General features: G+C 63.5%; 24 protein-coding genes and 1 pseudogene. 13 read left to right on the forward strand and 12 right to left on the reverse strand.

Features of this window, described 5'->3' with window-relative positions:
- Positions 1-67: 67 nt before the first annotated feature.
- The 6 genes from NA647_RS13895 to NA647_RS13920 all read right to left on the reverse strand — a co-directional run bounded on the left by NA647_RS13895 (position 68) and on the right by NA647_RS13920 (position 3,851).
- Positions 68-2,026, reverse strand: a complete 1,959-nt coding sequence (locus NA647_RS13895) for a DUF4105 domain-containing protein (RefSeq protein WP_256058212.1) — start codon at positions 2,024-2,026, stop codon at positions 68-70.
- Positions 2,023-2,343, reverse strand: a complete 321-nt coding sequence (locus NA647_RS13900) for a DUF2388 domain-containing protein (protein ID WP_256058213.1) — start codon at positions 2,341-2,343, stop codon at positions 2,023-2,025. Before NA647_RS13900 ends, NA647_RS13895 begins: the two co-directional genes overlap by 4 nt.
- A gap of 25 nt (positions 2,344-2,368) precedes the next feature.
- Entirely contained in the window at positions 2,369-2,662 is a 294-nt protein-coding gene (locus NA647_RS13905; protein WP_256058214.1) for a DUF2388 domain-containing protein, read from the reverse strand.
- Between the two features lie 86 nt (positions 2,663-2,748).
- A complete protein-coding gene (locus NA647_RS13910; RefSeq protein ID WP_256058216.1) occupies positions 2,749-3,066 on the reverse strand; it encodes a DUF2388 domain-containing protein in 318 nt (105 codons plus the stop codon).
- A gap of 88 nt (positions 3,067-3,154) precedes the next feature.
- Positions 3,155-3,355, reverse strand: coding sequence for a DUF1127 domain-containing protein (locus NA647_RS13915; protein ID WP_256049554.1), 201 nt, complete (start codon positions 3,353-3,355; stop codon positions 3,155-3,157).
- 181 nt (positions 3,356-3,536) lie between these two features.
- Positions 3,537-3,851 carry a putative quinol monooxygenase gene (locus NA647_RS13920; RefSeq protein ID WP_256058217.1) on the reverse strand — a complete coding sequence of 105 codons (315 nt, stop codon included), beginning with the start codon at positions 3,849-3,851 and terminating at the stop codon, positions 3,537-3,539.
- A 165-nt stretch (positions 3,852-4,016) separates the two neighbouring features.
- On the opposite strand from NA647_RS13920, the pseudogene NA647_RS13925 reads away from it, so the two are divergent.
- A pseudogene (locus tag NA647_RS13925) lies at positions 4,017-4,602 on the forward strand (NAD(P)H-dependent oxidoreductase).
- A gap of 63 nt (positions 4,603-4,665) precedes the next feature.
- On the opposite strand, the gene NA647_RS13930 reads toward NA647_RS13925, so the two are convergent.
- Genes NA647_RS13930 through NA647_RS13940 form a run of 3 tightly spaced genes read right to left on the reverse strand, consistent with a single transcriptional unit; the run spans position 4,666 to position 7,568 of the window.
- Positions 4,666-6,117 carry an NAD(P)(+) transhydrogenase (Re/Si-specific) subunit beta gene (locus tag NA647_RS13930; protein WP_256058218.1) on the reverse strand — a complete coding sequence of 484 codons (1,452 nt, stop codon included), beginning with the start codon at positions 6,115-6,117 and terminating at the stop codon, positions 4,666-4,668.
- Positions 6,114-6,434, reverse strand: coding sequence for an NAD(P) transhydrogenase subunit alpha (locus NA647_RS13935; protein WP_021209089.1), 321 nt, complete (start codon positions 6,432-6,434; stop codon positions 6,114-6,116). The genes NA647_RS13930 and NA647_RS13935 overlap by 4 nt, the downstream gene beginning before the upstream one ends.
- A 12-nt stretch (positions 6,435-6,446) precedes the next feature.
- Positions 6,447-7,568: a Re/Si-specific NAD(P)(+) transhydrogenase subunit alpha gene (locus NA647_RS13940; RefSeq protein ID WP_256058219.1), complete on the reverse strand. Its 1,122-nt coding sequence runs from the start codon at positions 7,566-7,568 to the stop codon at positions 6,447-6,449.
- 527 nt (positions 7,569-8,095) lie between these two features.
- On the opposite strand from NA647_RS13940, the gene gspE reads away from it, so the two are divergent.
- The 9 genes from gspE (at position 8,096) to NA647_RS13985 (ending at position 15,731) form a co-directional block, all read left to right on the forward strand.
- Entirely contained in the window at positions 8,096-9,610 is a 1,515-nt protein-coding gene (gspE, locus tag NA647_RS13945) for a type II secretion system ATPase GspE (RefSeq protein WP_423836479.1), read from the forward strand.
- Positions 9,611-9,703: 93 nt separating this feature from the next.
- Positions 9,704-10,918: a GspF family T2SS innner membrane protein variant XcpS gene (gene xcpS / locus NA647_RS13950; protein WP_131649305.1), complete on the forward strand. Its 1,215-nt coding sequence runs from the start codon at positions 9,704-9,706 to the stop codon at positions 10,916-10,918.
- Between the two features lie 5 nt (positions 10,919-10,923).
- Positions 10,924-11,358 carry a type II secretion system major pseudopilin GspG gene (gene gspG, locus NA647_RS13955; RefSeq protein WP_256049565.1) on the forward strand — a complete coding sequence of 145 codons (435 nt, stop codon included), beginning with the start codon at positions 10,924-10,926 and terminating at the stop codon, positions 11,356-11,358.
- A gap of 3 nt (positions 11,359-11,361) precedes the next feature.
- Positions 11,362-11,937 carry a type II secretion system minor pseudopilin GspH gene (gspH, locus tag NA647_RS13960; protein ID WP_256058221.1) on the forward strand — a complete coding sequence of 192 codons (576 nt, stop codon included), beginning with the start codon at positions 11,362-11,364 and terminating at the stop codon, positions 11,935-11,937.
- Positions 11,934-12,338 (forward strand): type II secretion system minor pseudopilin GspI, encoded by a 405-nt coding sequence (gene gspI / locus NA647_RS13965; RefSeq protein WP_272889688.1) that lies wholly within the window; start codon positions 11,934-11,936, stop codon positions 12,336-12,338. The genes gspH and gspI overlap by 4 nt, the downstream gene beginning before the upstream one ends.
- A complete protein-coding gene (gene gspJ / locus NA647_RS13970; protein ID WP_256058222.1) occupies positions 12,335-13,042 on the forward strand; it encodes a type II secretion system minor pseudopilin GspJ in 708 nt (235 codons plus the stop codon). Before gspI ends, gspJ begins: the two co-directional genes overlap by 4 nt.
- Positions 13,039-14,076, forward strand: coding sequence for a type II secretion system minor pseudopilin GspK (gene gspK / locus NA647_RS13975; protein ID WP_256058224.1), 1,038 nt, complete (start codon positions 13,039-13,041; stop codon positions 14,074-14,076). The genes gspJ and gspK overlap by 4 nt, the downstream gene beginning before the upstream one ends.
- A gap of 3 nt (positions 14,077-14,079) precedes the next feature.
- Positions 14,080-15,222 (forward strand): type II secretion system protein GspL, encoded by a 1,143-nt coding sequence (gene gspL, locus NA647_RS13980; protein ID WP_256058225.1) that lies wholly within the window; start codon positions 14,080-14,082, stop codon positions 15,220-15,222.
- Complete coding sequence (locus NA647_RS13985) at positions 15,219-15,731, forward strand: type II secretion system protein M (protein ID WP_256058227.1); 513 nt, start codon at positions 15,219-15,221, stop codon at positions 15,729-15,731. Before gspL ends, NA647_RS13985 begins: the two co-directional genes overlap by 4 nt.
- A 183-nt stretch (positions 15,732-15,914) precedes the next feature.
- Here NA647_RS13985 and NA647_RS13990 read toward each other — a convergent pair whose 3' ends face one another.
- The 3 genes from NA647_RS13990 to NA647_RS14000 form a co-directional block, all read right to left on the reverse strand.
- The gene (locus NA647_RS13990) at positions 15,915-17,318 is read right to left on the reverse strand and encodes an aminoacyl-tRNA deacylase and HDOD domain-containing protein (protein ID WP_256058228.1); all 1,404 of its coding nucleotides are present in this window, start codon (positions 17,316-17,318) and stop codon (positions 15,915-15,917) included.
- Between the two features lie 126 nt (positions 17,319-17,444).
- Entirely contained in the window at positions 17,445-19,517 is a 2,073-nt protein-coding gene (gene recG / locus NA647_RS13995; protein ID WP_256058229.1) for an ATP-dependent DNA helicase RecG, read from the reverse strand.
- A gap of 163 nt (positions 19,518-19,680) precedes the next feature.
- A complete protein-coding gene (locus NA647_RS14000; protein WP_256058231.1) occupies positions 19,681-20,586 on the reverse strand; it encodes a hydrogen peroxide-inducible genes activator in 906 nt (301 codons plus the stop codon).
- Positions 20,587-20,766: 180 nt separating this feature from the next.
- On the opposite strand from NA647_RS14000, the gene NA647_RS14005 reads away from it, so the two are divergent.
- From NA647_RS14005 to NA647_RS14015, 3 genes are all read left to right on the forward strand, one after another.
- The gene (locus NA647_RS14005) at positions 20,767-21,627 is read left to right on the forward strand and encodes an NAD(P)H-binding protein (protein ID WP_256058232.1); all 861 of its coding nucleotides are present in this window, start codon (positions 20,767-20,769) and stop codon (positions 21,625-21,627) included.
- Between the two features lie 216 nt (positions 21,628-21,843).
- A complete protein-coding gene (locus NA647_RS14010; RefSeq protein ID WP_256058233.1) occupies positions 21,844-23,016 on the forward strand; it encodes a zinc-dependent alcohol dehydrogenase in 1,173 nt (390 codons plus the stop codon).
- A 68-nt stretch (positions 23,017-23,084) separates the two neighbouring features.
- Positions 23,085-23,609 carry a transcriptional regulator gene (locus tag NA647_RS14015; RefSeq protein WP_256058234.1) on the forward strand — a complete coding sequence of 175 codons (525 nt, stop codon included), beginning with the start codon at positions 23,085-23,087 and terminating at the stop codon, positions 23,607-23,609.
- Positions 23,610-24,644: the final 1,035 nt, after the last annotated feature.

Raw genomic sequence — 24,644 nt, forward strand, 5'->3', positions numbered from 1 at the left:
TTCATGAGGTACATGCCTTGTAGGGCCGAATTCGGCCATGGCTCCGCGCCGCCGAACAAGTTCGGCCCTACGGCAACTGCAGCCCGCCGCCGGCCTTATGCAAGCCACGCAGGCGATCGCCAATTTGCGCCAGATTGGCCTCCACATCCTCCAACTCTAGCCGACGCTCCTCACTCAACAGCAAGCGAACCTCTGCGTTCAGCGTCTCGGTGAGCTGCAGCAGCCGTGCCTGGCGCTGGCTGCTTTCCTGCTCCAGGCGCGCCCATTCGCTGGCCTGCGGTAGCCCGTAGCCGTGGCCATCGAGCAGCTCGGCTGGGCGACTCAGGTAGCCGCTATTAGCGAGGATGCCCTGCAGCGTGTCGTCGGCCTTGGCTAGGCTCTGGTCACCGCGTTCGCGACCACTCAGGTAGCGATTCTTCAGTTCTTCCTGTGCAAGCAACAGATGCCGGCGTAGCGCGGCTTGCTCCACTAGCAACAGGGCCGCGCTAGCGCGCAGGTCAGCCTGGGCGATCCAAGGGCGGCGCTGCTCGGCGCTTAGCGCCAGCCAATCCTCGACGTTGCTTTGCGGCAGGCCCAGCCGCTCGCGGAGCACCGCGAACATGGCTTGGTAGCGGTCGCGGTAGGAGTCGAAGCGATAACCCAGACGCAGCGCCTCGCGCGGGTCGTCGAGTACGCTTGCATCGGCTACGCCACGATTGATCAGAATCTCTAGCAGCCCGCTGGGCAGGATGCTGTCCAGCGCGTCGAATTCGGGACGGGCCGTCCCGCTGCGCAGCAGCTTGAGGGTTTCCACGGCGCAGTTATTGGACAGGAAGTAATAGTCGCCGTCATAGCTCCAATGCATCTCCGCGCTGCGCTCGACCAGCATATCGATCTCGCGCCGCTCCAGTTTCAGCGGAATCGAGGCCAGGCTGCGCAGCTCGACCTTGGTGTATTCGTCGATCACCTGACCCAGCGGCAGGACAAACAGGCGCGACGGGTAGACGCCGGTGAGGCCGTCCCAGCTGGACAGCTGCACGTCACCGACGAAGGCACGGAAAGACAACACTAGGTGGTGATCGAGATCCAGCCGGCAATCCGGCCCGCTTGGACGGCCAGGCGCGCAGATCACCAGACGCAGCATGCTGTGCCCCCAACGGCTGACCCAGGCGTCATTGGCCTCGGCGAACAGATAGTCCACTTCGTAGACGCGTTCCGGATCGAGTTCCACTAACGGTGTGCGGGCGAAATCATGACCGGCGTTGAGGATCGGCAAACCGCTCGCGCATTCATCCATTTCTGCCGGCTGCCAGCCGAAATGTTCGCGGAAATAGCGATGCAGGGAAGGTCGGCGGCAGGCGTAGCTGGGGTCCAGCAGGAAGTACTCCAGATTCACCGCAACGAATTCGAGGGGATTGGTCAGCTCATACATATCGGGGCTACGAGCGGCCTGAGCATTGCTGACTTCCCGCTCGCCGCGTTGGCCGACGCGCTGGGGCCAGCCGGCGAGATCGAGCAGGCGCGGGTCGTCGCTGAGGGTGAAGCGGCGCTCGGTCTGGCCGCGGCAGGCATCTGGCAATCCCACCAGACCGAGGCTGGCGGCGCGCTGACTGCAAAATGCGAGCTGCCGATAGCCTTCCGGCGACCAGAGCCGAGCGCGATCGTAGAGGTGAGCGATTTCGTGAATCAGCGTGGCCAGCAGCTCGCGGCGTACGGTCCCATGCGGGCGGCTGGTGCGTTGCGTGGCGGCGGAGCCATCGCTCAGCGCGGGCAGCAGACGGCGGTTGAGCAGCAGCTGATCGCCGCCAGCACTTCCGTAGACGTCATGCGTCAGCCCATCGTGCCAGCGGACGCGTACGTCCCGGTCGAGGTGCTCGACCATCCGCGGTGGCAATGCGGCCATGGCTTCATTCAGTAACTGCTGGCTAGCCGCTTGTTCGGCTGGTTGCAGGTTGCGGTCATCCAGCGTCAGGCGAAGGTCGGCCTGAGCAAAATTGGCGAGCGCGGTGAGCGCAACGGCAATCCACCATGCGCGAGGTGATTTCACTGGGCGAGGATGAGTTCAGCCAGTGCCTGGTCGCTGGCTTGCCGAGCTTCGGGGAATGCGCCGCGTAGTCCGCCAAATGCCGCTTCCAGACGAGCACCGCGAATCTCGCCGCCGCTGGCGACGAAGCCGGCCGCTTCGTCCCGCGCTTCGCTGACGACTTTCATGTCGCTGATGCGGCTGGTCACGTCCGAGGTGAAGTTGATGCTGCGATCCAGCGCGTTGACGAGGATGTTGCTGGTGGCCACCAGGGTCTGCGCCTGGGCACCGCCGACGAACAGGACCAGTGCGAGCGGCACGGCGGTCAGCTTGAAGTTCATAAGGGTTCTCGTAAAACGGGGTGGGTCATTGGACGAGGATTGCCTCGGCCAGTTCAAGGTCGCTTGCAGCCAGCTGCGGGTGGTTTTCACGCAGCCAACGCAGCGCCGATTCCAGCCGCGCTCCGCGGTTCTCGCCATCGCTGGCGACGAACCTCGCGGCTTCGTCTTTGGAGTCGAGGATCAGCTTGTTGTCGAACGGGGCGCTGGTTACCTGGCTGGCGACATAGGTGGAAGCGACACTGCCAGCAAGAAGGCTATCGAAGGCCTGTGCGTTGCCACAAAGACAACAGCCGACCAATACAAGGTAAAGCGAACGCATGCGGATCCTGGTGCCGAAAAATCAGCCGCATAGGCTAGCGAAACGCTAGCCCCAGGGCTAGCGCACGCTTGCTATAAAACTGTACGTCAGAGCGCCAGAATGGCGCTGGCCAGCTGCACGTCGCTGGCTTCGATGCCCGGTCGCTCACTGCGGATGTGTTTCAGCGCGGCTTCCAGCTGAGCACCACGTGCCTCGCCATTGCTTGCCACGAAACGGGCCGCATCGTCCCGCGCGTCGCGTACCAGCTTGTCGTCGCCCAGGTTCGAGGTGATGTCGGAGGTGCCTTCGACAGTGTTGACCAGCGAGGCGCCGATTGCATCGATGGTCCCGGTGATGCTGCCGGCGAAGGCCGTTCCCGTGACCAGGCAGGCAGCGGCGGCAACTGACAATAGATATTTGTTCATACACTTCTCCAGAGCTGAGCAACTTCGACCCGTGGCCGGGCGATGCCGTTCAGCTTATGCCGCTAGGCGTCATCAGAGAAGTGTGGCGTCAACGCCAGAACGGCTTACTCAGCTCGTCCATCCGCTCACTGTGACTGATGCCGACGTCGGACAGTTGATGATCGTCCAGCGCCGCCAGTTGGCGCCGAGTGCGCGCGCGTTGCTGCCAGAGCCGCAACAGTTGCAACAATCGGCGTAGCGGTGCCGTGCCGATACGGAGGGTGAGCATGCGGGGCAGTACGCGCTCCATGTGCCTCTCCTTCCCGCCGTTTCGCGGGGATGGGTTATGGGCAAATAGAGTCGCCTGGCGCGCTGTTGCGTAACAGTCACAGGCGTTGTGGATTGTGCCGGTCCAGTTGCAAGTGCAAACGAACTGTACGGCTGTTAATCCAGCGGAACTGTTCTTTGCAACGAGACCTGCTTGGCCTGATTCAGCCCGTAGCGGATGACGGGCTGATCATTTCGATCGGGCGGATCTCGAACTCACGAGTCAGGAAATCCATGCGCTGTTCGTGGAAGCGACGCATGTGAGGCAGCGCACTGTGCGCCTGGAGATGCTCGGGCGATTGCCAGACCTCATAGAAGATGAACAGCGTCGGGTCTTCGCCATCGCGCAGCATGTGGTATTCGATACAGCCGTCTTCGGCCCGGCTCGGGGCAACATAGCTGCGGAAAAGCGCTTCGAATTCGTCGGCTTTGTCCGGTCGCGTGTAGGCGTGGAGCATGAAGGCACAGGTGTCGCTCATGAGTTTCTTGCTCCGTAAGGGCAGTGGCTGTTGCAAACGCTACCGCATTAGCCGGCCAAGCATTCTTGACTTTCAGTCAATTCGTTTTTGTCTCAAAGGCTCTGTTTCGCGGGGTTAGTAATCGTTAGGCTGCTCGCCATTCGTAACTGATCAGGTCGCCTGTCGATGAAAAACGTATTGCTGCTCAATGGCGGAAAACAGTTCGCCCACTCCGATGGTCGCTACAACGCGACCCTTCACGAAACCGCGTTGAGCTTTCTCGACCGTGCCGGCTTCGACGTCAAGCAAACCCAGATCGATGCCGGCTATGACTTGGCAGAGGAGGTCGCCAAGTACCTCTGGGCGGACGTAGTCATTTATCAAATGCCTGGTTGGTGGATGGGCGACGCCCTGGACAGTGAAGAAGTACCTCGATGAGGTGTTCACCGAGGGCCACGGCAGCCTCTACGCCAACGACGGCCGCACACGCTCCGATGCGTCGCAAAAGTACGGCAGCGGTGGGTTGTTGCAGGGCAAGCAGTACATGATCTCGGCGACCTGGAATGCGCCGCAGCAGGCCTTCGACGATCCGACCGATTTCTTCGAAGGGAAGGGCGTCGATGCCGTGTACTTCCCGTTTCATAAGGCCAACGAGTTCCTGGGCATGACAGGCCTGCCGACTTTCCTTTGCGTCGACGTGATGAAGCGGCCGTCGATCGAGGCCGATATCCAGCGATACGAAGCGCATCTAGCGCAGGTCTTCGGTCTCTAACGTCTAAAAACAAAAAACCCCTCGCGGCGAAGCCGGGAGGGGTTCTGGTGTAGCGGGCGTCGGTTACTCCACAGCTTTAACCATGTCCTCGACGACTTTCTTGGCATCACCGAAGACCATCATGGTCTTGTCCATGTAGAACAGCTCGTTGTCGAGGCCCGCATAGCCGCTGGCCATGGAGCGCTTGTTGACGATGACCGTCTTGGCCTTGTACGCCTCGAGGATCGGCATGCCGGCGATGGGCGACTTGGGATCGTTCTTTGCCGCCGGGTTGACCACATCGTTAGCGCCAAGCACCAGCACCACGTCGGCCTGGCCGAACTCGGAGTTGATGTCGTCCATCTCGAAGACCATCTCGTAAGGCACTTCGGCTTCGGCCAGCAGCACGTTCATGTGGCCGGGCATACGGCCGGCGACCGGGTGGATCGCGTATTTCACGGTCACGCCCATGTGCGTCAACTTCTCGGCCAGCTCCATCAGCGCATGCTGTGCACGGGCCACCGCCAGGCCGTAGCCAGGGACGATGATCACGGTGTCGGCGTTCGACAGCAGGAAGGCGGCGTCATCGCTGGAACCGGATTTGACCGGGCGTTGCTCTTGGCTGCCCTTGGCCGGACCGGCATCGGCGTCGCCACCGAAGCCACCGAGAATGACATTGAAGAACGAACGATTCATCGCCTTGCACATGATGTACGAGAGGATCGCGCCACTCGAACCCACCAGCGAACCGGCGATGATCAGCATCGAGTTGTTCAGCGAGAAGCCGATACCGGCCGCCGCCCAGCCCGAGTAGCTGTTGAGCATCGAGACCACCACCGGCATGTCGGCGCCGCCGATGGGGATGATGATCAGCACGCCAATCACGAAGGCCAGCGCCACCAGAATCATGAACGCAGTGAAATTGCCAGTGAAGGTGTAGAACAGGCCCAGCACCAGAATCGCTACGCCAACGGCGAGGTTGATCTTGTGCTGATTGGGGAACACCACTGGCGCGCCCTGGAACAGCCGGAACTTGTATTTGCCCGATAGCTTGCCGAAGGCGATCACCGAACCGGAGAAGGTGATGGCGCCGATGGCTGCACCGAGGAACAGCTCCAGGCGGTTACCGGCCGGGATCGGGTACCCGATGGCCTGGACGATGCCCAGCGATTGCGGCTCGAGCACCGCGGCGATGGCGATGAACACCGCCGCCAGGCCGATCATGCTGTGCATGAAGGCGACCAGCTCGGGCATCTTGGTCATCTCGACGCGCTTGGCCATCAGCGTGCCGATGGTGCCGCCAATCAACAGACCGAGCACGATGAAGCCCAGGCCGCTCCAAGGGCTGGCGCTCTCGGCGAGCTGTGAGCCGAGCTTGAACACCAGGAACACCGTGGTAACCACGGCGATGCCCATACCGATCATGCCGAACAGGTTGCCGCGGCGTGAGGTGGTGGGGTGCGACAGGCCTTTGAGGGCCTGGATGAAGCTCACCGAAGCGATGAGGTAGAGCAGGGTGATGAGGTTCATGCTCATGGCTTGGACTCCGCCTTGGCGCCTGCGCGCTCCTTCTTCTTGAACATTTCCAGCATGCGGCGAGTCACCAGGAAGCCGCCGAAGACGTTCACCGCGGCCAGCGTTACGGCCAGGGTGCCCATCAGCTTGCCCATCGGGGTGACGGTAAGCGCAGCGGCCAGCATGGCACCGACGATGACAATTGCCGAAATCGCGTTGGTGACCGCCATCAGGGGGGTGTGCAGCGCGGGGGTGACGTTCCAGACCACGTGGTAGCCGACGTAGATCGCCAGCACGAAGATGATCAGGTTGTAGATGCCATCAGAAATCATGTCCATGTTCAGGCTCCCTTATCCGTTGGTGCGCACGACTTGGCCGTCACGGCACATCAGGCATGCGGCGACGATGTCGTCTTCGAGATTGAGCTGGAATCGGGCTTCGCCATTGATCACCAGCTTGAGGAAGTCCAGAAGGTTGCGTGCGTATAGCGCCGAGGCATCCGCCGGCACGAGGGTCGCCAGGTTGGTGTAGCCAACCAGGGTCACGCCGTGCTTGACCACCACCTGATCGGCTTCGGTCAGTGGACAGTTACCGCCCTGAGAGGCGGCGAGGTCGATTACCACCGAGCCGGGCTTCATCTGCTGCACGGTTTCTTCCTGCAGCAGCGTCGGCGCCTTGCGGCCCGGAATCAGCGCGGTGGTGATTATGATGTCGGCTTGCTTGGCACGCTCGTGCACGGCCTGGGCCTGACGGGCCATCCAGCTTGCCGGCATCGGCCGGGCGTAGCCGCCGACGCCTTCAGCGCATTCGCGCTCTTCATCGGTCTCGCACGGCACGTCGACGAACTTGGCGCCAAGGGACTCGATCTGCTCTTTCACCGCCGGACGTACGTCAGAGGCTTCGATCACCGCACCCAGGCGCTTGGCCGTAGCGATGGCTTGCAGGCCGGCAACACCGGCGCCGAGTATGAGAACGCGAGCGGCCTTCACCGTACCGGCGGCGGTCATCAGCATCGGCATGAAGCGCGGATACTGGTTTGCGGCGACCATCACGGCTTTGTAGCCGGCGATGTTGGCCTGGGAGGAGAGCACGTCGAGGCTCTGCGCACGCGACGTGCGCGGTGCCGCTTCCAGCGCGAAGGCGGTGATGCCGCGTTCGGCCATGCGCGCAATGTTTTCGTTGTCGAAGGGATTGAGCATGCCGACCAAGACCGTACCTGACTGCATCTGCGCCAGTTCGGTTTCGCTCGGTGCGTTCACCTTCAGCAGGATCTCTGCTGCGAACGCCGCAGCGGCATCGGCGATGGTGGCGCCTGCCGCTTCGAAGGCACTGTCCGGGACGCTGGCTTGTACGCCTGCACCGCTCTGCACAGTGACCTGATGCCCTTGGCCGATCAGCTTCTTGACGGTTTCCGGTGTCGCGGCGACGCGCGTTTCACCGGGCCTGGTTTCGAGAGGAACACCAATGTGCATTGTTCTTGTTCTCCTGCTTGATCGTAACCAGCGCCTCAGCTCGGATGCCGACTATCGGCCGCTGGTGGTCTGTTCGTCCGGCCACTGCAAATGGCGACGGGCGTTCGTATCGGCTAACGGGCCTCTGCACTGCTGGTCCGGCCTGCCGCGGCGCAGCATTCTGCTATCGCCGCGAAAATCAAACAACTGTTTTAATCAGGACTCGAGTGTGTCGCAACGTTCACGGGGTGACCGTTTGGTTTCGCTGCATCGCTGTAGGCTGCGCCGATATTGGCTTCGAGCCATGCCAAAACACTTGGGCGTCGGGTTATGCGCGACGTGACATGAATGGCGGGCCATAGACGGGGTTCGTCTGGTGTGTCGTCTATATTTGACTTGGGGTGCCGTTTCACAATGATCCGGCGCCAGTACCGAAAAAACTGTCAAAGGTTTGAAATGTCATGCATCCCTTGTAGTCCATAGACGTTGGTTAAGCTGGCTCTTGGCTGCCGACGACCTTCGATTGCTTTACTTGCGAGAAATTCAGCATGGCTGAACTGGATGTGAACGAGATGACCGCTTTGCTGGCCGAGCCGGCCCAGCGACGCCTGCCCTTCGCCTTCGCCCGGCGCCATGGCGTGATCTTGCTGGATCGACCCGAAGGCTTGCGTTTATGCGCGCGCGAAGGTGCGCCACTAACAGCGCTGCAGGAAGCTCAGCGCGTGGCTGGTGGGCCGTTGCCGATGCAATGGATTACGCCAGAGGCGTTCGATCAGGCGCTCGGTGCCGCCTACCAGCACGACTCCTCGGCGGCGATGCTCATGGTCGAAGGGTTGGGCGACGAGATGGACCTGCACAGCCTGGCCGACCAGATCCAGGAAACCGAAGACCTGCTCGAACAGGAAGACGATGCGCCGATCATTCGCCTGATCAATGCGATTCTCGGGGAGGCGATCAAGGAAAACGCTTCGGATATTCATGTGGAAACCTTCGAGAAGCGACTGGTGATTCGCTTCCGCATCGACGGCATCCTGCGTGAAGTGGTGCAGCCCAAACGCGAGCTGGCGGCCTTGCTGGTGTCGCGGATCAAGGTCATGGCGCGGTTGGACATTGCCGAAAAACGCATCCCCCAGGACGGCCGTATTTCTTTGCGGGTGGGTGGTCGCGAAGTCGACATCCGTGTCTCGACACTGCCCTCGGCCAATGGCGAGCGGGTAGTGCTGCGTTTGCTCGACAAGCAGGCCGGGCGCCTGACGCTGCGCCACCTGGGCATGAGCGACCGGGATCGCAAGGTGATGGAGCAGGCGGTGCAGAAGCCGCACGGCATCATCCTGGTCACCGGTCCGACCGGCTCGGGTAAGACCACTACCCTTTACGCCAGCCTGGTCACGCTCAACGACCGCACGCGCAACATCCTCACCGTCGAGGACCCGATTGAATATAACCTCGAAGGCATCGGCCAGACCCAGGTCAACACCAAGGTCGACATGACCTTCGCCCGTGGTTTGCGGGCTATCCTGCGTCAGGACCCGGACGTGGTGATGGTTGGCGAGATCCGCGATCAGGAAACCGCCGACATGGCCGTGCAGGCGTCGTTGACCGGTCACCTGGTGCTGTCGACGCTGCACACCAACAGCGCCATCGGTGCGGTGACGCGACTGGTGGACATGGGCGTGGAACCGTTCCTGATTTCCTCGTCGCTGCTCGGCGTGCTGGCCCAGCGCCTCGTACGGGTGCTGTGTAATGACTGCAAACGCGCCTATGTCGCCGATGAAGCCGAATGCGCACTGTTCGGTATCGACCCGAGCGAGGCGCCGACGCTGTATCACGCCGAGGGTTGCGATGTCTGCCGGCAGCTGGGCTACCGTGGACGGACCGGCATCTACGAGCTGGTGATGTTCGATGACACCCTGCGCAGCATGATCCACACCCGCGTAGCCGAGCAGGACATGCTTCGCCACGCGCGCCGGCTGGGCCCGAGCATCCGCGATGACGGGCTGCGCAAGGTGCGCGAAGGCGTGACTACCATTGAAGAAGTGTTGCGCGTGACACGTGAGGAGTGAGATGAACGCCATTGACCGGCAGGCACCTTACAGGCATGCAAGCGGATCGGGTTTATGTGGAACCGATAGCTGGCTTGCCGGAGATCCTGTCTGATGGCCGCCTTCGAGTACCTGGCGCTCGACCCGCGCGGCCGCGAGCAGAAAGGCCTGATCGAGGCGGACAGCCCGCGTCAGGCGCGGCAACTGTTGCGCGAGAAGCAATGGTCGCCGCTGGAGGTCAAGCAGGCCAAAGCCAAGGAAGACACCGGCGGCGGAGGGTTCGCCTTCGGCCGCGGTCTGTCCGCCCGCGACCTGGCCTTGGTGACCCGTCAGCTCGCCACACTGGTTCAGGCTGCGCTGCCCATCGAAGAGGCGCTGCGCGCGGCGGCGGCACAGGCGACTTCGCAGAAGATCAAATCGATGTTGCTGGCCGTCCGCGCGCGGGTGATGGAAGGGCATAGCCTGGCGGGATCGCTGCGTGAGTACCCATCGGCGTTTCCCGAGCTGTACCGCGCCACCGTCGCGGCCGGCGAGCATGCCGGGCATCTGGGGCTGGTGCTCGATCAACTGGCTGACTACACCGACCAGCGCCAGCAATCGCGGCAGAAGATTCAGCTGGCACTGTTGTATCCGGTGATTCTGCTGGTGGCCTCGCTGGCCATTGTGGTGTTGCTGCTGGGTTACGTGGTGCCCGATGTGGTCAAGGTCTTCGTCAACACCGGGCAGGAACTACCAGCGCTGACTACCGGGCTGATCGCCGTGAGCGAGGCGGTGCAGCGCTGGGGCTGGCTGATGTTCGTGGGCATCGTCGTGGCCGCGATCGGCATGCGGCAGGCGCTGCGCGACGAGAAGATCAAGCGCCGCTGGCACGCCGTGATCCTGCGCATTCCGCTGGTCGGGCGGTTGGCGCGGGCGACCAACACTGCACGTTTCGCCTCGACTTTGGCGATTCTTACCCGCAGCGGCGTGCCACTGGTGGATGCGCTGGGCATTGCCGCGGCGGTGATCGCCAACCTGCGCATCCGCGACAAGGTCATCGAGGCGGCGCAGCGGGTGCGTGAAGGCGGCAGTCTGACCCGCGCGCTGGACGCGACAAACGAGTTTCCGCCGATGATGCTGCACATGATTGCCAGCGGCGAGAAATCCGGTGAGCTCGATCAGATGCTCGCCCGCACCGCGCGCAATCAGGAAAACGACCTGGCCGCGCAGATTTCGCTGCTGGTGGGACTTTTCGAGCCCTTCATGCTGGTATTCATGGGGGCCGTGGTATTGGTGATCGTCCTGGCGATCCTGCTGCCGATCCTTTCTCTCAATCAACTGGTGGGCTAGTGAGCATGACGTTGAACGAACGCAAGCAGAGGGGCTTTACCCTCATCGAAATCATGGTGGTGGTGGTGATCCTCGGGATTCTCGCCGCGCTGGTGGTGCCACAGGTGATGAACCGTCCGGATCAGGCCAAGGTGACCGTGGCCAAGGGCGACATCAAGGCGATCGGCGCCGCCCTCGACATGTACAAGCTGGACAACTACTCCTATCCCAGCACCCAGCAGGGCCTCGATGCGCTGGTGGAAAAGCCCGGCGGCAATCCGCAGCCCAAGAACTGGAACCGCGACGGCTACCTCAAGCGCGTGCCGAAGGACCCCTGGGGCAACGATTACCAATATCTGTCGCCGGGCACCCAAGGCCAGTTCGACCTGTATTCCTACGGCGCCGACGGCAAGCAGGGCGGCTCCGAGCTGAACGCGGACATCGGTAACTGGGACCTCTGATCCATGCCTAGGGCGCGCCGGGAGGGCGGCTTTACGCTGATCGAGTTGCTGGTGGTGATCGTCATCCTGGGCGGCCTGGTGGGGCTGGCGGTGCTCTCGATCGGCGGTACCAACTCATCGCGCGAGATTCGCGACGAAGCGCAACGCCTGGCGACGCTGATCGGCCTGATGGCCGACGAGGCCGTGCTCGACAGCCGTGAGTACGGGCTGTTGTTCAGCCGCGACGGTTACCGGGTGATGCACTACGACGAGGCCGAAGCACGCTGGCTCGATGCCGGCGACGGCCAGGCGCACCGGGCGCCGGAGTGGATGCGTCTGGAACTCGAACTCGAAGGCTCGCCGCTGAAGCTGGTAGCACCAGTCAAGCGTGAGGATGATCCTATCGGCCTGTCCGATGACGAGGATCGTGAGCGCCGCAGCGCGCCGCGCGTGCAGCCGCAATTGCTGATCCTCTCGAGCGGCGAGCTTTCGCCCTTCACCCTGACCTTCTCCGACGAAAGACCGGGCGGTACCGGCTGGACTGTGTCCAGCGATGGCTTTCGCATGCCCCGCGCCGAACCGCTGGAAGAGCGCCGATGAGCAACAGCCTGCCGCGAGCGTGGGGGTTCACCCTGCTGGAAGTACTGGTTGCACTTGCGATTTTCGCCCTCGTCGCAGCCGTGGTATTGACCGCCGCCGGGCGTAGCGTGAGCAATGCCGGACGACTGGAAGCGCTGACACTGGCGGGCTGGATCGCCGATAACCGCCTCACCGAATTGCAACTGCAACAGCCGGCCCCGAGCATTGGCCGTGAAGACCGGGCGCTGGAGTTCGCTGGCCGCCAGTGGCAGACCCTCAGCGAAGTGGAATCCAGCGGAACGCCTGGGTTGTTGCGCATCCGCGTCTGGGTGGCAGCTGCCGAATCTCGTCGCGGCAACGCGGCTTCGATAGAGCGCCGGGCCGTCACCAGCCTGACCGGCTTTGTCGGGATCGATCCATGATGCGTCGTGCCGTGGCGGGCTTCACTCTGCTCGAGCTGCTGATCGCCATCGCGCTGTTCGCGCTGCTGGGGCTGGCGACCTATCGCATGCTCGAAGCCGTGTTGCGCAGCGATGAGGTGGTGCGCGCCCAGGAAACCCAGTTGCGCCAGCTTGGTCGCGCCGTGTGGCGCCTCGAACAGGACCTGATACAGGCCGTGCCGCGACCGGTGCGCGATGGCTACGGTGACGAGCAGAATGCCCTGATCGGTCAACTGTCGAGCTTCGAGGGCGGCGCCGCCCTGGAACTGACCCGCAGCGGTTGGCGCAATCCCACCGGGCTGCTTCGCTCGAATCTGCAACGGGTTCGCTGGCGCCTCAGTGGCGACAGCCTGGAACGGCTCTACTGGACCGTGCTCGACCGTGATCTGGACAGCGAACCGCGCGTGCAACGGGTACTGGACGATGTCACCGAGCTGCGCCTGCGTTATTTCGACGCTGAAAACAGCTGGCACGAGGAATGGCCGCCGTTCGACTTCGGCCGCGGTAATCCGGAAGAGCAGGCGCGTCGCTTGCCGGTTGCGGTCGAAGTCTCGTTCGATCACCTGCGCTACGGCACCATCACCCGGCTGCTGCGCCTGCCCGATGGCCCAACGCCGGCGCCGCAATTCATCCAGCCGGACTCCCAGGGTGTCCCCGAACCCGACCCCGAAGGAGAGATGCAATGAAAGCGCAGCGCGGTGTCGCGCTGATTACCGTGCTGTTGGTCGTTGCCATCGTCACGGTGGTCTGCGCCGGCATGATTACCCGCCAGCAGCTGTCGATTCGCGGCACCGCCAACCAGGCGCAGGCGCGCCAGGCCTGGCATTACGGGCTGGGTGGCGAAGCGCTCGCGCAATCGATTTTGCGACGCGATTTGCGCGCCTCCAGCCCCAGCCCCAGCTCCGGCACCGGCACTGGAGTCGATAATGGCACCGAAAATGGAAATAGCACCGGACAGTCAGCCGTCGATCACTTGCTCGAACCCTGGGCTTTGCCGCAGCCGGCCTACGATCTCGACGAAGGCCAGGGCCAGGTGCAGATCCGTATCGAGGATCTGGCCGGGCGATTCAACCTCAACAGCCTGGTGCAGGAGCAACAGCACAATGCGGCAGCGCTGGCGCAGTTCCGCCGCCTGCTGCTGCGCCTACAGATCACCGAACCCTATGCCGAGCGGCTGCTGGACTGGCTCGACAGCGACCAGCAACCCAGCGGCGAGCTGGGTGCCGAGGACAACGCCTATCTGCTGCTCGATCCGCCCTACCGCACTGCCGGGAGTCGTATGGAGGACTTGTCCGAGCTGCGCTTGCTACTCGATATGCGCGACGAAGACTTCCAGCGGTTGGCGCCCTATGTCACCGCGCTGCCGGCCGACACCCCGTTGAACGTCAACACCGCCAGCGCAATGGTGCTGTCGAGCCTCGCCGACAGCCTTAGCCTGAGTGCCGCCGAGGCGCTGGTTCAGGTGCGGCAGGCTGGCGGGTTTCGTGATGTTGCGAGTTTCACGGCGCAACCGGCGCTTGGCGGTGTCCAACTTGAGGGCATCCGTCTGGCGGTGGCGAGTCAATACTTCCAGGCCACCAGCGAAGTGCGGCTGGCCGATCGGCGGATGGCCCTGGTGAGCCGTCTGCGGCGCGAGGAAAACGGCGATGTCCGCGTCCTTCAGCGCAACCTGGGGCAGCCGCCACGACTGCCTCGTCAAACCAACGATGGAGAGCGATAGCTGATGGATTGCCTGTTTCTGCCGGCCGACTGCGGCGCCCGGCTCGCCACCGATACCCAGGTCTACTGGTTACCGGGCGACGGCGAAGGCGGCTGGATGCCGCTCGCCCGATGCGCCGAGCAGACGCCCGCGGCGGTGACGCTGGTGCTGCCGGCCGAGGTCTGCAGCTATTTCGCGGTCAATCTGCCGACGCGCAAGGCACGCTGGATCAGCCAGGCGCTGGCCTATGCGGTCGAAGAGCTGCTGGCCGAGAACGTCGACGATCTGCACCTGACCCATGGCGACGCGCTGGAAGACGGCCGCCGGCGGGTCATCGCGATTCGTCGGCAGCTGCTGGCCGACTGGCTGGATGATCTGCGGGCGCTGGGGCTGACCATCGTCGCCATTCACGTCGATGCCGATCTGCTGCCCCGTGACGATACCCAACTGCTGTTCATCGGCGAGCGTGCGCTATTGGGCGGCGCGCCGGAGGCGAGGTTGGCATTCGAAAGCAGTCAGTGGCCGCATCTGGCGGCCCAATGCCCGGCACCTCGTCATGCGCATGGCAACCTTGCCGAAGCTCCCGAGCCGCTCGACGACTATATCCGCGTGGACGACCCCTACCGCTTCCTCGCCTCAGGCCGTGCCGCCGCGCTGAACCTGGCTCAAGGCGATTTCGCCATGCAGTCCGCGGGCAGCGGACTGGGGCAGTGGAAGCCGGCGCTGATCGTGCTCGCATTGGTGCTGGCGGTGCAGCTGATCTTCAACCTCGCGCAGGCCTGGTCGCTGGAAAGTCAGGCCGATCGTTACGCCGACGCCAGCCGCGCGCTTTACAGCGAGCTGTTTCCCGAGGATCGGCGCATCGTCAACCTGCGCGCGCAGTTCGACGAACACATCGGTCAGAGCTCCGGCACCTCGGCCGAATTCATGCGCCTGCTCAACGAAGTGGCGCTGGTCATGGCCGAAGGCGTTCCGGTGTCGATCAGCCAGTTGGACTACAACCAGGCTCGCGGCGATCTGGCCCTGCAAGTCCGCGCCAGCGACTTCGCGGCGCTGGAGCAGCTGCGCCAACGCCTGGGTGAAACCGGTGAGCCTGTCCAGCTGGGTTCGGCCAGCCGCGATGGTGACGCCGTCAGTGCCCGCGTGGTGATAGGAGGTCGGGGATGAACCTGAGACAACAGATGCAGGTGCGCCTGGCCGAGTCGCCCATGTGGTTGCGCTGGCAGCGCCTGCAACCGCGTGAACGCCTGTCGCTGACGCTGCTCGGCTCGTTCCTGCTGGTGGTGCTGTTCTACCTGCTGCTCTGGCAGCCGGCGCAACAGCGGGTGAGCGACGCTCGGGCGTATTTTCAACAGGAGCGTGATTTGCACGCCTACCTGGAACAGAACACCGAACTGGCGCGGCAGATGTCGCGCAGCAACCCGGTCTCGCTGGCGCCCGAACAGCTGCAAGGGCTGGTCACCCAGAGCGCGCAGCAGAGCGGGCTGGTCATCGAGAGCTTCGACATCGGTAGCGACGGCAGCCTGCAAGTGAACTTGCCCGGCGCGTCCTACGCCAGCCTGCTGCGCTGGTTCGACGAGCTGCAGGCCGCAGGTGCGGGGCTGGTAGAGGTCAGTATCAGCCAGGTCGGCGATGGACTGGTGGATGCGCGGGCAAGTTTCCGCGCCAACGGCTAGCGGGTTGTTTGGCTATTTTTATCCAAATAGCCGGCTGGCTTCTGTAAGAGCCAGCTTTTCGCGAGCAAGCTCGCTCCTACGAAAAGCGCCTGGTGCAACTCGGCGTGCCGCTAAATTAACCAAACAGGCCATGGCATGCAGCAGGGCAGCGCCGTGGCTGGCGCTGCCTTAGTGTTCGGGTGGTCAGTGCGGCGACTGGAACTGCATCGCCAGGGCGCGCAGGGCGGCCTCGGCGTCCAGCACCTTGTTCACTACATCGTTGGCCTTTTCGCGGCTGAGGCCGAGGCGATCGAACAGCTCCTGCGGGATTTCGCTATAGGCGCCGGAGCCGATACCACGATTGCGCAGCAGGCGTATCGCCAGGCAGACCAGATTGGCATGGGCGGCATGCTCGCCCTGGTAATGCGGATCGTGCTGGAAGCGCAGCGCGGTGGACAACTCGTCCGGCATGCCCCAGTAACGCATCAGCCAGGCGCCGATCTGCTCGCGGGTGATGCCCAGCAGATGCTTTTCGATGACGCTGTGGCTCAGGTGCGGATTGACCTCCAGATGCCGGCAGATTAGCGAGAAATGCGGCGGAAAGACATGCGCCAGCACCAGATAGCCGAAGTTGTGCAGCAACCCGGCCAGATAGCTGATACCCGCTTCCGGTCGCTGGACGCGGGGAATGGCGCGGTTCAGGCCTTCGATCACCGCGGCGGTGTAGATCGCCTGTTGCCAGTAGGGTGTCGCCTGTTGCGGCTGATCCTTGGGCAGGCTCAGCGTCTTGCCTAGCGCGAGGCCCAGCGCCAGGTTGATCACCAGATCGAAGCCGAGCACCCGCACGATGGCATCTTCGACCGAACGGATCTTGCCGGGCGCGGCGTAATAAGGCGAAGCGGCCCAGCTGACCACCTGCGCGGCCAGCGCCGGATCGGTCTCGACCACGCCGGTGATGTCATCCACTGTGGCGTCGGGGTTGACGCGCAGCTTGATGATCTTTTGCGCCGTCTGCGCCAGGGGCGGAATTTCGATGGTTTCTTCCAGACGTTTCTGAATGCGCCGCGCGGTAAAGCTCTGCACCGCCTGGGTGATTTCGGCGCTGTCCTGTTCGGGACGGTCCAGATTGGGCTGAATCTCGCTCAGCGGCACGGCGAACCGGCCCGCGCTGGCCTTGCTGAGCAACTGCTTGAAGTCGCCGCTCGACAACGCCAAAAGCAACCCCGGTTGCCCGGATTCGACCAACAGCTCCGGCTGTTGCAGCAGGCGTTCCTCATACAGGCAGGGCGAACTGGTCAGCGGCGGCAGGCCGGGCAGCACCTGAAGGTCGTGCTTGGACAGCATGCGCGTCAGACGATCGGGCTTGACCGCGACCAACTGGCGCCCGGTCAGCTCCACCAGACGCGGCAGGTCGAGCATGTGATCGCGAGGATAAAGCACCAGCAACGCGCCGATGGCGTCGTCGACCAGCACAGCCTGCACGCGCCGGGCCGGGTCCAGATCCGGGCGATCCTCACAGGTGCGGTAAGACAACGCCAGTTTGTCGAGAAGCTGGACGATCATTGGCGGAAGCGAGATTGGTGTTTTTGTGTCGACAGCCGAGTTCATGAGCAAGTGATCCGTCTTATTCCATGCGGCGCAAGTATAGCCCTTGGGTTTGAGGGTCTGTTCCCGTTTCGTCGCGTACGAAACGGGAACAGACCTTAATGCGGTTTGGGTTTTACCGACGAGCGTTCAGACCTGCCCGTACTGCTGCCCATGACGCAGCCAGCGCTCCAGCAGTGGGCTGACGTGCTGCGGCCAGCGGGCCAGCAGCGCCTGGGCGGCGTCACGTACGGAGGGCAATAGATCGGCGTCGCGCATAAGGTCGGCGACCTTGAATTGCAGCAGGCCGGTCTGGCGGGTGCCGAGCATTTCGCCGGGGCCACGCAGTTCCAGGTCCTTCTCGGCGATGACGAAGCCGTCGTTGGTGTCGCGCATGATCGCCAGGCGCTGGCGACCGATCTGCGACAGCGGCGGGTGATAGAGCAGCACGCAATGGCTGGCCGCGCTGCCGCGGCCGACCCGTCCGCGCAGCTGGTGCAGCTGAGCCAGGCCCAGGCGCTCGGCGTTCTCGATGATCATCAGGCTGGCGTTGGGTACGTCGACACCGACTTCGATCACCGTGGTGGCGACCAGCAGTTGCAGCCGGCCTTCCTTGAACTCCAGCATCACCGCGGCCTTTTCCGCCGGCTTCATGCGGCCGTGGATCAGGCCGACGTTGAGCCCGCCGAGCGCTGCCGAGAGGTCTTCGAAGGTGGTTTCGGCGGCCTGGCAGGTGAGCTCCTCGGATTCCTCGATCAGGGTGCAGACCCAGTAGGCCTGGCGCCCTTCATTGCAGGCCGCGCGCACCCGCTCGATGACTTCCAGGCGGCGGCTGTCGGCGATCACCAGGGTGTTGACCGGCGTACGCCCCGGCGGCAGCTCGTCGAGGATCGAGGTGTCGAGGTCCGCATAGGCACTCATCGCCAGGGTGCGCGGGATCGGCGTGGCGGTCATGATCAGCTGATGCGGGCAGAGCCGGCCGTCGATGCCTTTCTGCCGTAGCGCCAGCCGTTGCTGCACGCCGAAGCGGTGCTGTTCGTCGATGATCACCAGTGCCAGGCGCTTGAACACGACTTCGTCCTGGAACAGCGCGTGGGTGCCGACCACCATCGGGCAGCCGCTGGCGATCTGTTCCAATGCAGCAGCGCGGGCCTTGCCCTTGAGCTTGCCGGCCAGCCAGGCGACGTCGATGCCCAGTGGTTCGAGCCATTTGCAGAAGGTGATGAAATGCTGCTCGGCGAGAATTTCCGTGGGCGCCATCAACGCCACCTGGTAGCCGGCTTCCAGCGCCTGCAATGCGGCCAGCGCGGCGACCACCGTCTTGCCTGCGCCGACATCGCCCTGCACCAGACGCAGCATGGGCTCGTCCTGGGACAGGTCATAGGCGATCTCGGCGCCGACCCGCTGTTGCGCGCCGGTGGGCTGAAAGCCGAGATTCTGCAGATAGCGCTGCGGCAAGCTGCGGGCGACCGGTAGTTGCGGCGCCTGCTGGGCGCGCACGCTTTCGCGCAGGCGCTGCAGCGACAGCTGGTGGGTCAGCAGTTCCTCGAAGGCCAGGCGATGCTGGGCCCAATGGCGGCCCTCGGCGAGTTCTTCCAGATCGGCATCCGGTGGCGGTCGATGCAGGTAACGGATGGCCTGGTCCAGCGGGGCCAATCGGTAGTCACGTGACAATTCTTCAGGCAGCCAATCCGGCAGGCTGTGCGGGCCGAGGCGGGTGAGCGCCTGTTCGCTGAGGCTGCGCAGACGCTGCTGGGTCAGGCCTTCGGTGGTCGGGTAAATGGGCGTCAGGGTTTGCTCGACCGGCGCTGGTTCGCTGGTCAAAGCGCGGTATTCGGGATGGTAGATTTCCAGCCCCGAGGCACCCGGTCGCGCCTCGCCGTAGCAGCGCAGCTGGGTGCCGCGCTTCATGGCTTCCTTCTGGGCATTGCTGAAGTGGTAGAAGCGCAGGCTCAGCGTGCCGCTGCCGTCCTGCAGGCGCACCAGCAGGCTGCGCCGGCGGCCCATGACGATGTCGGCGCCGGTCACCACGCCTTCGATCACGGCATCCTGGCCGGGGCGCAGCGCGCCGATAGGCACCACGCGGGTGCGGTCCTGATAGCGCAGCGGCAGATGGAACAGCACATCCTGCAAGGTTTCCAGGCCGACTTTGGCGAGCTTCTCGGCCAGCGCCGCGCCGACGCCCTTGAGTGCGGTGACCGGGACCGCCGCGAGCTCGCTCATGGATGCAGTCTTTCGCGACCGGAGGCTTGGCTAACAGACCGCTGAAAAACTACCTGCGTTGGCAATACTGCGTTAAAAACAGGCTCGGAATGCTCATTTAGAGCACCTAAACTCCGCTTCCTCGCCTGTTTTTGCCTTGTCTTGCCTGCCTCGCCTACGTTTTTCAACGGCCTGTTACCGAGCACAGGCGGATGGAGTCGGCCAGCACCTCGATGGCCCGCGGGCGCGGGAAACTGGCGCGCCAGGCGATCGCCACGGTGCGGAAGGGCACCGGCGGCGTCAGCGGCCGGATATCCAGCACGCCGGCCGAATAATGATGGCTGTCGACCGCCGACAACGGCAGGATCGACACGCCCAGGCCCGAGGCAACCATATGACGGATGGTTTCCAGTGAGGAGGATTCCACCGTGGTGTGGGTCGGCGCCTCGCCCTTGCGGGTGGTCGGGCAAGCTTCGAGCACCTGATCGCGGAAGCAGTGACCCTCGCCGAGCAGCAGCAGGCTCTTGTCGTTGAGCATCTCGGCGTCGATGGTTTCTTTCTTCGTCCACGAATGGTTTGCCGGCATCAATACGTAGAACGGCTCGTCGTAGAGCGGCAGTGTCAGTACGTCGGCTTCCTGGAACGGCAGTGCGATGATGATCGCGTCTAGTTCGCCGGTGCGCAGCTTGTCGCGCAGCACGTGGGTGAAGTTTTCCTCGATGTACAGCGGCATGTCCGGCGCCACGCGGTGCAGCTGTGGAATCAGGTGCGGGAACATGTAGGGGCCGACGGTATAGATGGCGCCGACCTTGAGCGGCGCGGCCAGCTGGTTCTTGCCCGCCTGAGCCAGCTCGCGAATACTCTGTGCCTGCTCGAGGACCTTCTGCGCCTGGGTCACGATGCCTTCGCCAACCGGGGTCAGGCGTACCGCGCTCTTGGTTCGCTCGAAGATCAGCACGCCGAGTTCGTCCTCCAGCTTCTTCACCCCCACCGAGAGGGTGGGCTGGCTGACGTGGCAGCGTTCGGCGGCGCGGCCGAAGTGTGATTCCTGGGCGAGCGTGACGATATAGCGCAGTTCGGTCAGTGTCATAGCGTGTTTCCATCAGAGTGCCGGCTAGCATAGCCTTTGCTCGTGTTCGAACCAACTGGCCATGCGCCGTTCCGTGCAAGCTGATCAGCGGCGCTGATCAGTGCAAAGCGTGCGGACGGCGGTACACTGCGATAACGCGGACCGATTGGCTGGTCCGCAACGGTTAAGGAGTAACCGACCATGGCAAATCGTCCTTCGGTCATGATCGCCGGCTGCGGTGATATTGGCGTGCGTCTTGGGCTGCAACTGAGCCGAGCGGGCTGGACGGTCTACGGCCTGCGCCGCCAGGCCGCGAGCCTGCCGGTGCCGATCCTGCCGGTCAAAGGCGATCTGGCCGCCGTCGAGGTTCCGCGCAGCTGGCCCAACGGCCCTTTGGACTATCTGGTCTACGCCGCAGCCGCGAGCCAGCATGACGAAGCGGGCTACCGCGCCGTCTACGTAGAGGGGTTGCGCAACGCGCTCGGCTGGCTGCAGCAGCGCGGCCAGCGGCCCAAGCGATTGATCTTCCTCTCCAGCACCGGCGTTTACGCGCAGAACCAGGGAGAGTGGATCGACGAATCCTCACCAACGGAACCCATCGGCTATACCGGCCAGGTGATGCTCGAAGCCGAGCAGTTGGCGCTGAGCAGCGGCATCCCGACCACGCTGGTGCGCATGGCCGGGCTTTACGATCCGGCCCGCCCCTGGATGCAGAATCAGGTCCGCGCCGGCTTGCGTGTCGATCGCGACCCGCCGCAGTACAGCAATCGCATTCATCGCGACGACGCCGCCGCGCTTTTGGCCTGCCTGCTACAGACCGATCAGAGCGGAGGCGAGCTGCAGGACTGTTATCTGGGCGTTGACGACGACCCGGCGCCACTGCATGAAGTCATCGACTGGCTACGCGAGCGACTTGGCGTGACCCATTGGGCCGAGCAAACGATGACGCGCCGGGCCGGCAGCAAGCGTTGCAGTAATGCCCGCGCCCGCGCGCTGGGCTGGACGCCGCAGTATTCAAGCTATCGCAACGGCTACGCCGGCGTCCGTCCCGGCAAGGGTTGAGCCACTGCCAAGACGACAGCCCGTCGGCGTTTTGGCCATTATTGCGACATTCAGGCAACTCTGCCGGCGCGGTGCTTACTAAAAATCTGTTAGCACGCACGCCGCGCGCCTGCCATTTGGCGGCAGTCGGGTCAGGAGCAGGTGCCGCCCCAGCGGCGATCAATCAGGAAGAACCACCACGGCGGCGTTTTCGAACACCGAACCAGGAGATTTTTCATGAGAGCCCTACGCTGGCATGGCAAGCACGATATCCGCTGCGACAACCACGTCCCGGACCCTTCAATCGAGGACCCGCGCGATGCCATCATCAAGGTCAGCTCCTGCGCCATCTGCGGCTCGGACCTGCACCTCTACGACGGTTTCATGCCCGGCATGCAACACGGCGACATCATGGGTCACGAGTTCATGGGCGAGGTGATGGAAGTAGGCTCGGCCAACAAAAAGCTCAAGGTCGGCGACCGCGTGGTGGTGCCCTTCACCATTGTCTGCGGCGAATGCGACCAGTGCCGGCGCGGCAATTTCTCGGTGTGCGAGCGCACCAACCGCAACAAGGACGTGGCCGACAAGGTCTTCGGCCACACCACCGCCGGGCTCTACGGCTATACGCATCTCACCGGCGGCTACGCTGGCGGGCAGGCTGAATTCGTCCGTGTCCCCTATGCCGACGTTGGCCCGGTGGTCGTCCCCGACGGCATGACCGACGAGCAGGTGCTGTTTCTCGGCGACATCCTGCCGACCGGCTGGCAGGCCGCGGCGCAATGCGACATCCAGCCCACCGACACCGTCGCTATCTGGGGCGCCGGGCCGGTCGGCCAGTTCGCCATCCGCAGCGCGGTGATGATGGGCGCCGAACAGGTGATCTGCATCGACAACGTGCCCGAGCGGCTGTCCATGGCTCGTGCTGGCGGCGCCATCACCATCAATTTCGATGAAGAGAGCGTGCTCGAACGGCTCAAGGAACTGACCCGCGGCAAAGGCCCGGAAAAGTGCATCGATTCGGTCGGTATGGAGGCACACGCGGCGCGCTCCATCGACTCCATGTACGACCGCGCCAAGCAGGCGCTGATGCTGGAATCGGATCGCCCGCACGTACTGCGCGAGATGATCTACGTCTGTCGTCCGGCCGGCATCATCTCCATCCCTGGCGTGTACGGCGGGTTGATCGACAAGATTCCGTTCGGCGCGGCGATGAACAAGGGCCTGACCTTCCGCATGGGCCAGACCCACGTCAACCGCTGGACCGACGACCTGCTCAAGCGCATCCAGGAAGGGCAGATCGATCCGTCTTTCGTCATCACCCACAGCGTAAGCCTCGAGCAGGGTCCGGAGATGTACAAGACCTTCCGCGACAAGCACGACGGCTGCATCAAGGTCGTTCTTAAGCCCTGAGGGCTTCGCTCCGCTTCCCTGAACAGGGAAGCGGGCGGCTTCTCCACGCCCCGAGGAGGGACTGATTCATGAGCGTTCCACATCGAGTAACCCGTACCAATCATTCGGCCCGCACGCTGGCCCGCGGCCTTGGCTGGTTCAGCATTGGCCTGGGCGTAGCGCAGCTGGTCATGCCGGGCAAACTGGCGCGTTTTCTTGGCGTGCCCGGCAATGAAGGGCTGATCCGCGCCTGCGGTGCCCGGGAAGTGGCCACAGGTCTCGGCCTGTTGCTGAGCGACGATCCCAAACCCTGGATTTATGCCCGCATCGGCGGTGATGTGTTGGATCTGGCCGGGCTCAGCATGAGCATCGAGAAGGGCACCGAACAGGTCAACGCCGCGATTGCTGCGGGCGCCGTGGCCGGTGTGACGGCGCTGGACCTGTCGTGTGCCAAAGGGCTGGCTGCGGAAAGCGAGGAGGTCATTGAGTGGGATTACAGCGATCGCAGCGGTTTTTCCCAGCCGCCTGAAGCCATGCGTGGACGCGTCGAGGCGGAGTTTGCGGCCATGCGGGCTGAGCCTAATGGGTATAGTCCGTCGGCTATGTTGCATTGAGGTTTATGTAGGGCGTCACCGGTGTGGGGACATTCTGGCTGGGCTCGATAGTTGGGTTTCAAGCCGGTTATCGAGTCGCTTGATGGCGCGGTTTCGCCCTGCTGGGCGACTCACTTTTTTCAAACGCGAAAAAAGTAAGCAAAAACGCTTGCCCCTGCATCCAGGTCTCGCTGCGCTCGACTTCCCTTCATTCCATCGCTGCTCCGAGGGTCGCCGCGCAAGGGCCATCCATGGCCCTTCACGGCTCTCGCGGCATCCATGCCGCTCGCCCCTCTACGCAGCGACTCCATTCGGCCTTCTGACGGGGCGTTCGGTGTCGTCTGATGGTTCGGCTGTTGGTAAACGATAGGCGCTCTAGACGATGCTCTGGGGACCGAACTAGAAAGCCCCTGACGAAGGAACGTACCTGTCTGCGGCCTCCTACCTTTCGTGACTCGCTCGGCATCACCCCTGTGCAGCGTCTACGCTCGGTCTCCTGAAAGGGGGCAGAAGTCCGAGTCGCCTGCTGGTCTCTTTTGCTCTTTTGCTCTTTTGCTCTTTTGCTCTTTTGCTCTTTTGCTCTTGGTTTTGGATTTTTTTGCGCGAACTATCAGGCGACGCAGAACGCCCCATCAGAAGGGTGAGCGGAATCGTTGCGCAGAGGGGCGAGCCGCATGGATGCGGCGAGAGCCGTAATGGGTCGGGGCCGCCATCGGTATGGATGGCCCTTGTACGGCGACCCTCGGAGCGGCGAGGGAGTGAACGAACCCCGGCGCAGCCGGGGCCGGATGCAGGGGCAAGACCTTTTGGTTCCTTTTGGCGGGGCCGGCCATCCGGGCAATTGCCAAAAGGGACTCGCCCAGCAGGGCGAAACCACGCTACCAAACAACTCAATAACCGGTTTGAAACCAAAACTTCCAAACTAGCAGCACCCCCGGACTTGCCAGTTCGTCATCCGCCATCGCTCACGACAACCGCGAAGCCCCCATTTTTTGCTAAGGTCTTCCGCCGGATCGTTCCGGCCAACACGCCCCGCGCCGCCACCTACTGCCGGCC

The organism is Stutzerimonas stutzeri, from assembly GCF_024448985.1.
GTDB classification, from domain to species: domain Bacteria; phylum Pseudomonadota; class Gammaproteobacteria; order Pseudomonadales; family Pseudomonadaceae; genus Stutzerimonas; species Stutzerimonas stutzeri_AP.

What these genes read in the sequence shown, in the direction of transcription:
- gspK (WP_256058224.1), top strand. Translation starts at nt 13,039, where the DNA reads ATGAAAGCGCAGCGCGGTGTCGCGCTGATTACCGTGCTGTTGGTCGTT.
- gspH (WP_256058221.1), top strand. Translation starts at nt 11,362, where the DNA reads ATGCCTAGGGCGCGCCGGGAGGGCGGCTTTACGCTGATCGAGTTGCTG.
- NA647_RS13905 (WP_256058214.1), bottom strand. Translation starts at nt 2,662, where the DNA reads ATGCGTTCGCTTTACCTTGTATTGGTCGGCTGTTGTCTTTGTGGCAAC.
- NA647_RS13990 (WP_256058228.1), bottom strand. Translation starts at nt 17,318, where the DNA reads ATGAACTCGGCTGTCGACACAAAAACACCAATCTCGCTTCCGCCAATG.
- gspI (WP_272889688.1), top strand. Translation starts at nt 11,934, where the DNA reads ATGAGCAACAGCCTGCCGCGAGCGTGGGGGTTCACCCTGCTGGAAGTA.
- NA647_RS13910 (WP_256058216.1), bottom strand. Translation starts at nt 3,066, where the DNA reads ATGAACAAATATCTATTGTCAGTTGCCGCCGCTGCCTGCCTGGTCACG.
- gspJ (WP_256058222.1), top strand. Translation starts at nt 12,335, where the DNA reads ATGATGCGTCGTGCCGTGGCGGGCTTCACTCTGCTCGAGCTGCTGATC.
- gspE (WP_423836479.1), top strand. Translation starts at nt 8,096, where the DNA reads ATGGCTGAACTGGATGTGAACGAGATGACCGCTTTGCTGGCCGAGCCG.
- NA647_RS13930 (WP_256058218.1), bottom strand. Translation starts at nt 6,117, where the DNA reads ATGAGCATGAACCTCATCACCCTGCTCTACCTCATCGCTTCGGTGAGC.
- gspL (WP_256058225.1), top strand. Translation starts at nt 14,080, where the DNA reads ATGGATTGCCTGTTTCTGCCGGCCGACTGCGGCGCCCGGCTCGCCACC.
- NA647_RS13935 (WP_021209089.1), bottom strand. Translation starts at nt 6,434, where the DNA reads ATGGACATGATTTCTGATGGCATCTACAACCTGATCATCTTCGTGCTG.
- xcpS (WP_131649305.1), top strand. Translation starts at nt 9,704, where the DNA reads ATGGCCGCCTTCGAGTACCTGGCGCTCGACCCGCGCGGCCGCGAGCAG.
- NA647_RS13900 (WP_256058213.1), bottom strand. Translation starts at nt 2,343, where the DNA reads ATGAACTTCAAGCTGACCGCCGTGCCGCTCGCACTGGTCCTGTTCGTC.
- NA647_RS13940 (WP_256058219.1), bottom strand. Translation starts at nt 7,568, where the DNA reads ATGCACATTGGTGTTCCTCTCGAAACCAGGCCCGGTGAAACGCGCGTC.
- NA647_RS14005 (WP_256058232.1), top strand. Translation starts at nt 20,767, where the DNA reads ATGGCAAATCGTCCTTCGGTCATGATCGCCGGCTGCGGTGATATTGGC.
- NA647_RS13915 (WP_256049554.1), bottom strand. Translation starts at nt 3,355, where the DNA reads ATGGAGCGCGTACTGCCCCGCATGCTCACCCTCCGTATCGGCACGGCA.
- NA647_RS13985 (WP_256058227.1), top strand. Translation starts at nt 15,219, where the DNA reads ATGAACCTGAGACAACAGATGCAGGTGCGCCTGGCCGAGTCGCCCATG.
- recG (WP_256058229.1), bottom strand. Translation starts at nt 19,517, where the DNA reads ATGAGCGAGCTCGCGGCGGTCCCGGTCACCGCACTCAAGGGCGTCGGC.
- NA647_RS14015 (WP_256058234.1), top strand. Translation starts at nt 23,085, where the DNA reads ATGAGCGTTCCACATCGAGTAACCCGTACCAATCATTCGGCCCGCACG.
- NA647_RS13920 (WP_256058217.1), bottom strand. Translation starts at nt 3,851, where the DNA reads ATGAGCGACACCTGTGCCTTCATGCTCCACGCCTACACGCGACCGGAC.
- NA647_RS14010 (WP_256058233.1), top strand. Translation starts at nt 21,844, where the DNA reads ATGAGAGCCCTACGCTGGCATGGCAAGCACGATATCCGCTGCGACAAC.
- NA647_RS14000 (WP_256058231.1), bottom strand. Translation starts at nt 20,586, where the DNA reads ATGACACTGACCGAACTGCGCTATATCGTCACGCTCGCCCAGGAATCA.
- gspG (WP_256049565.1), top strand. Translation starts at nt 10,924, where the DNA reads ATGACGTTGAACGAACGCAAGCAGAGGGGCTTTACCCTCATCGAAATC.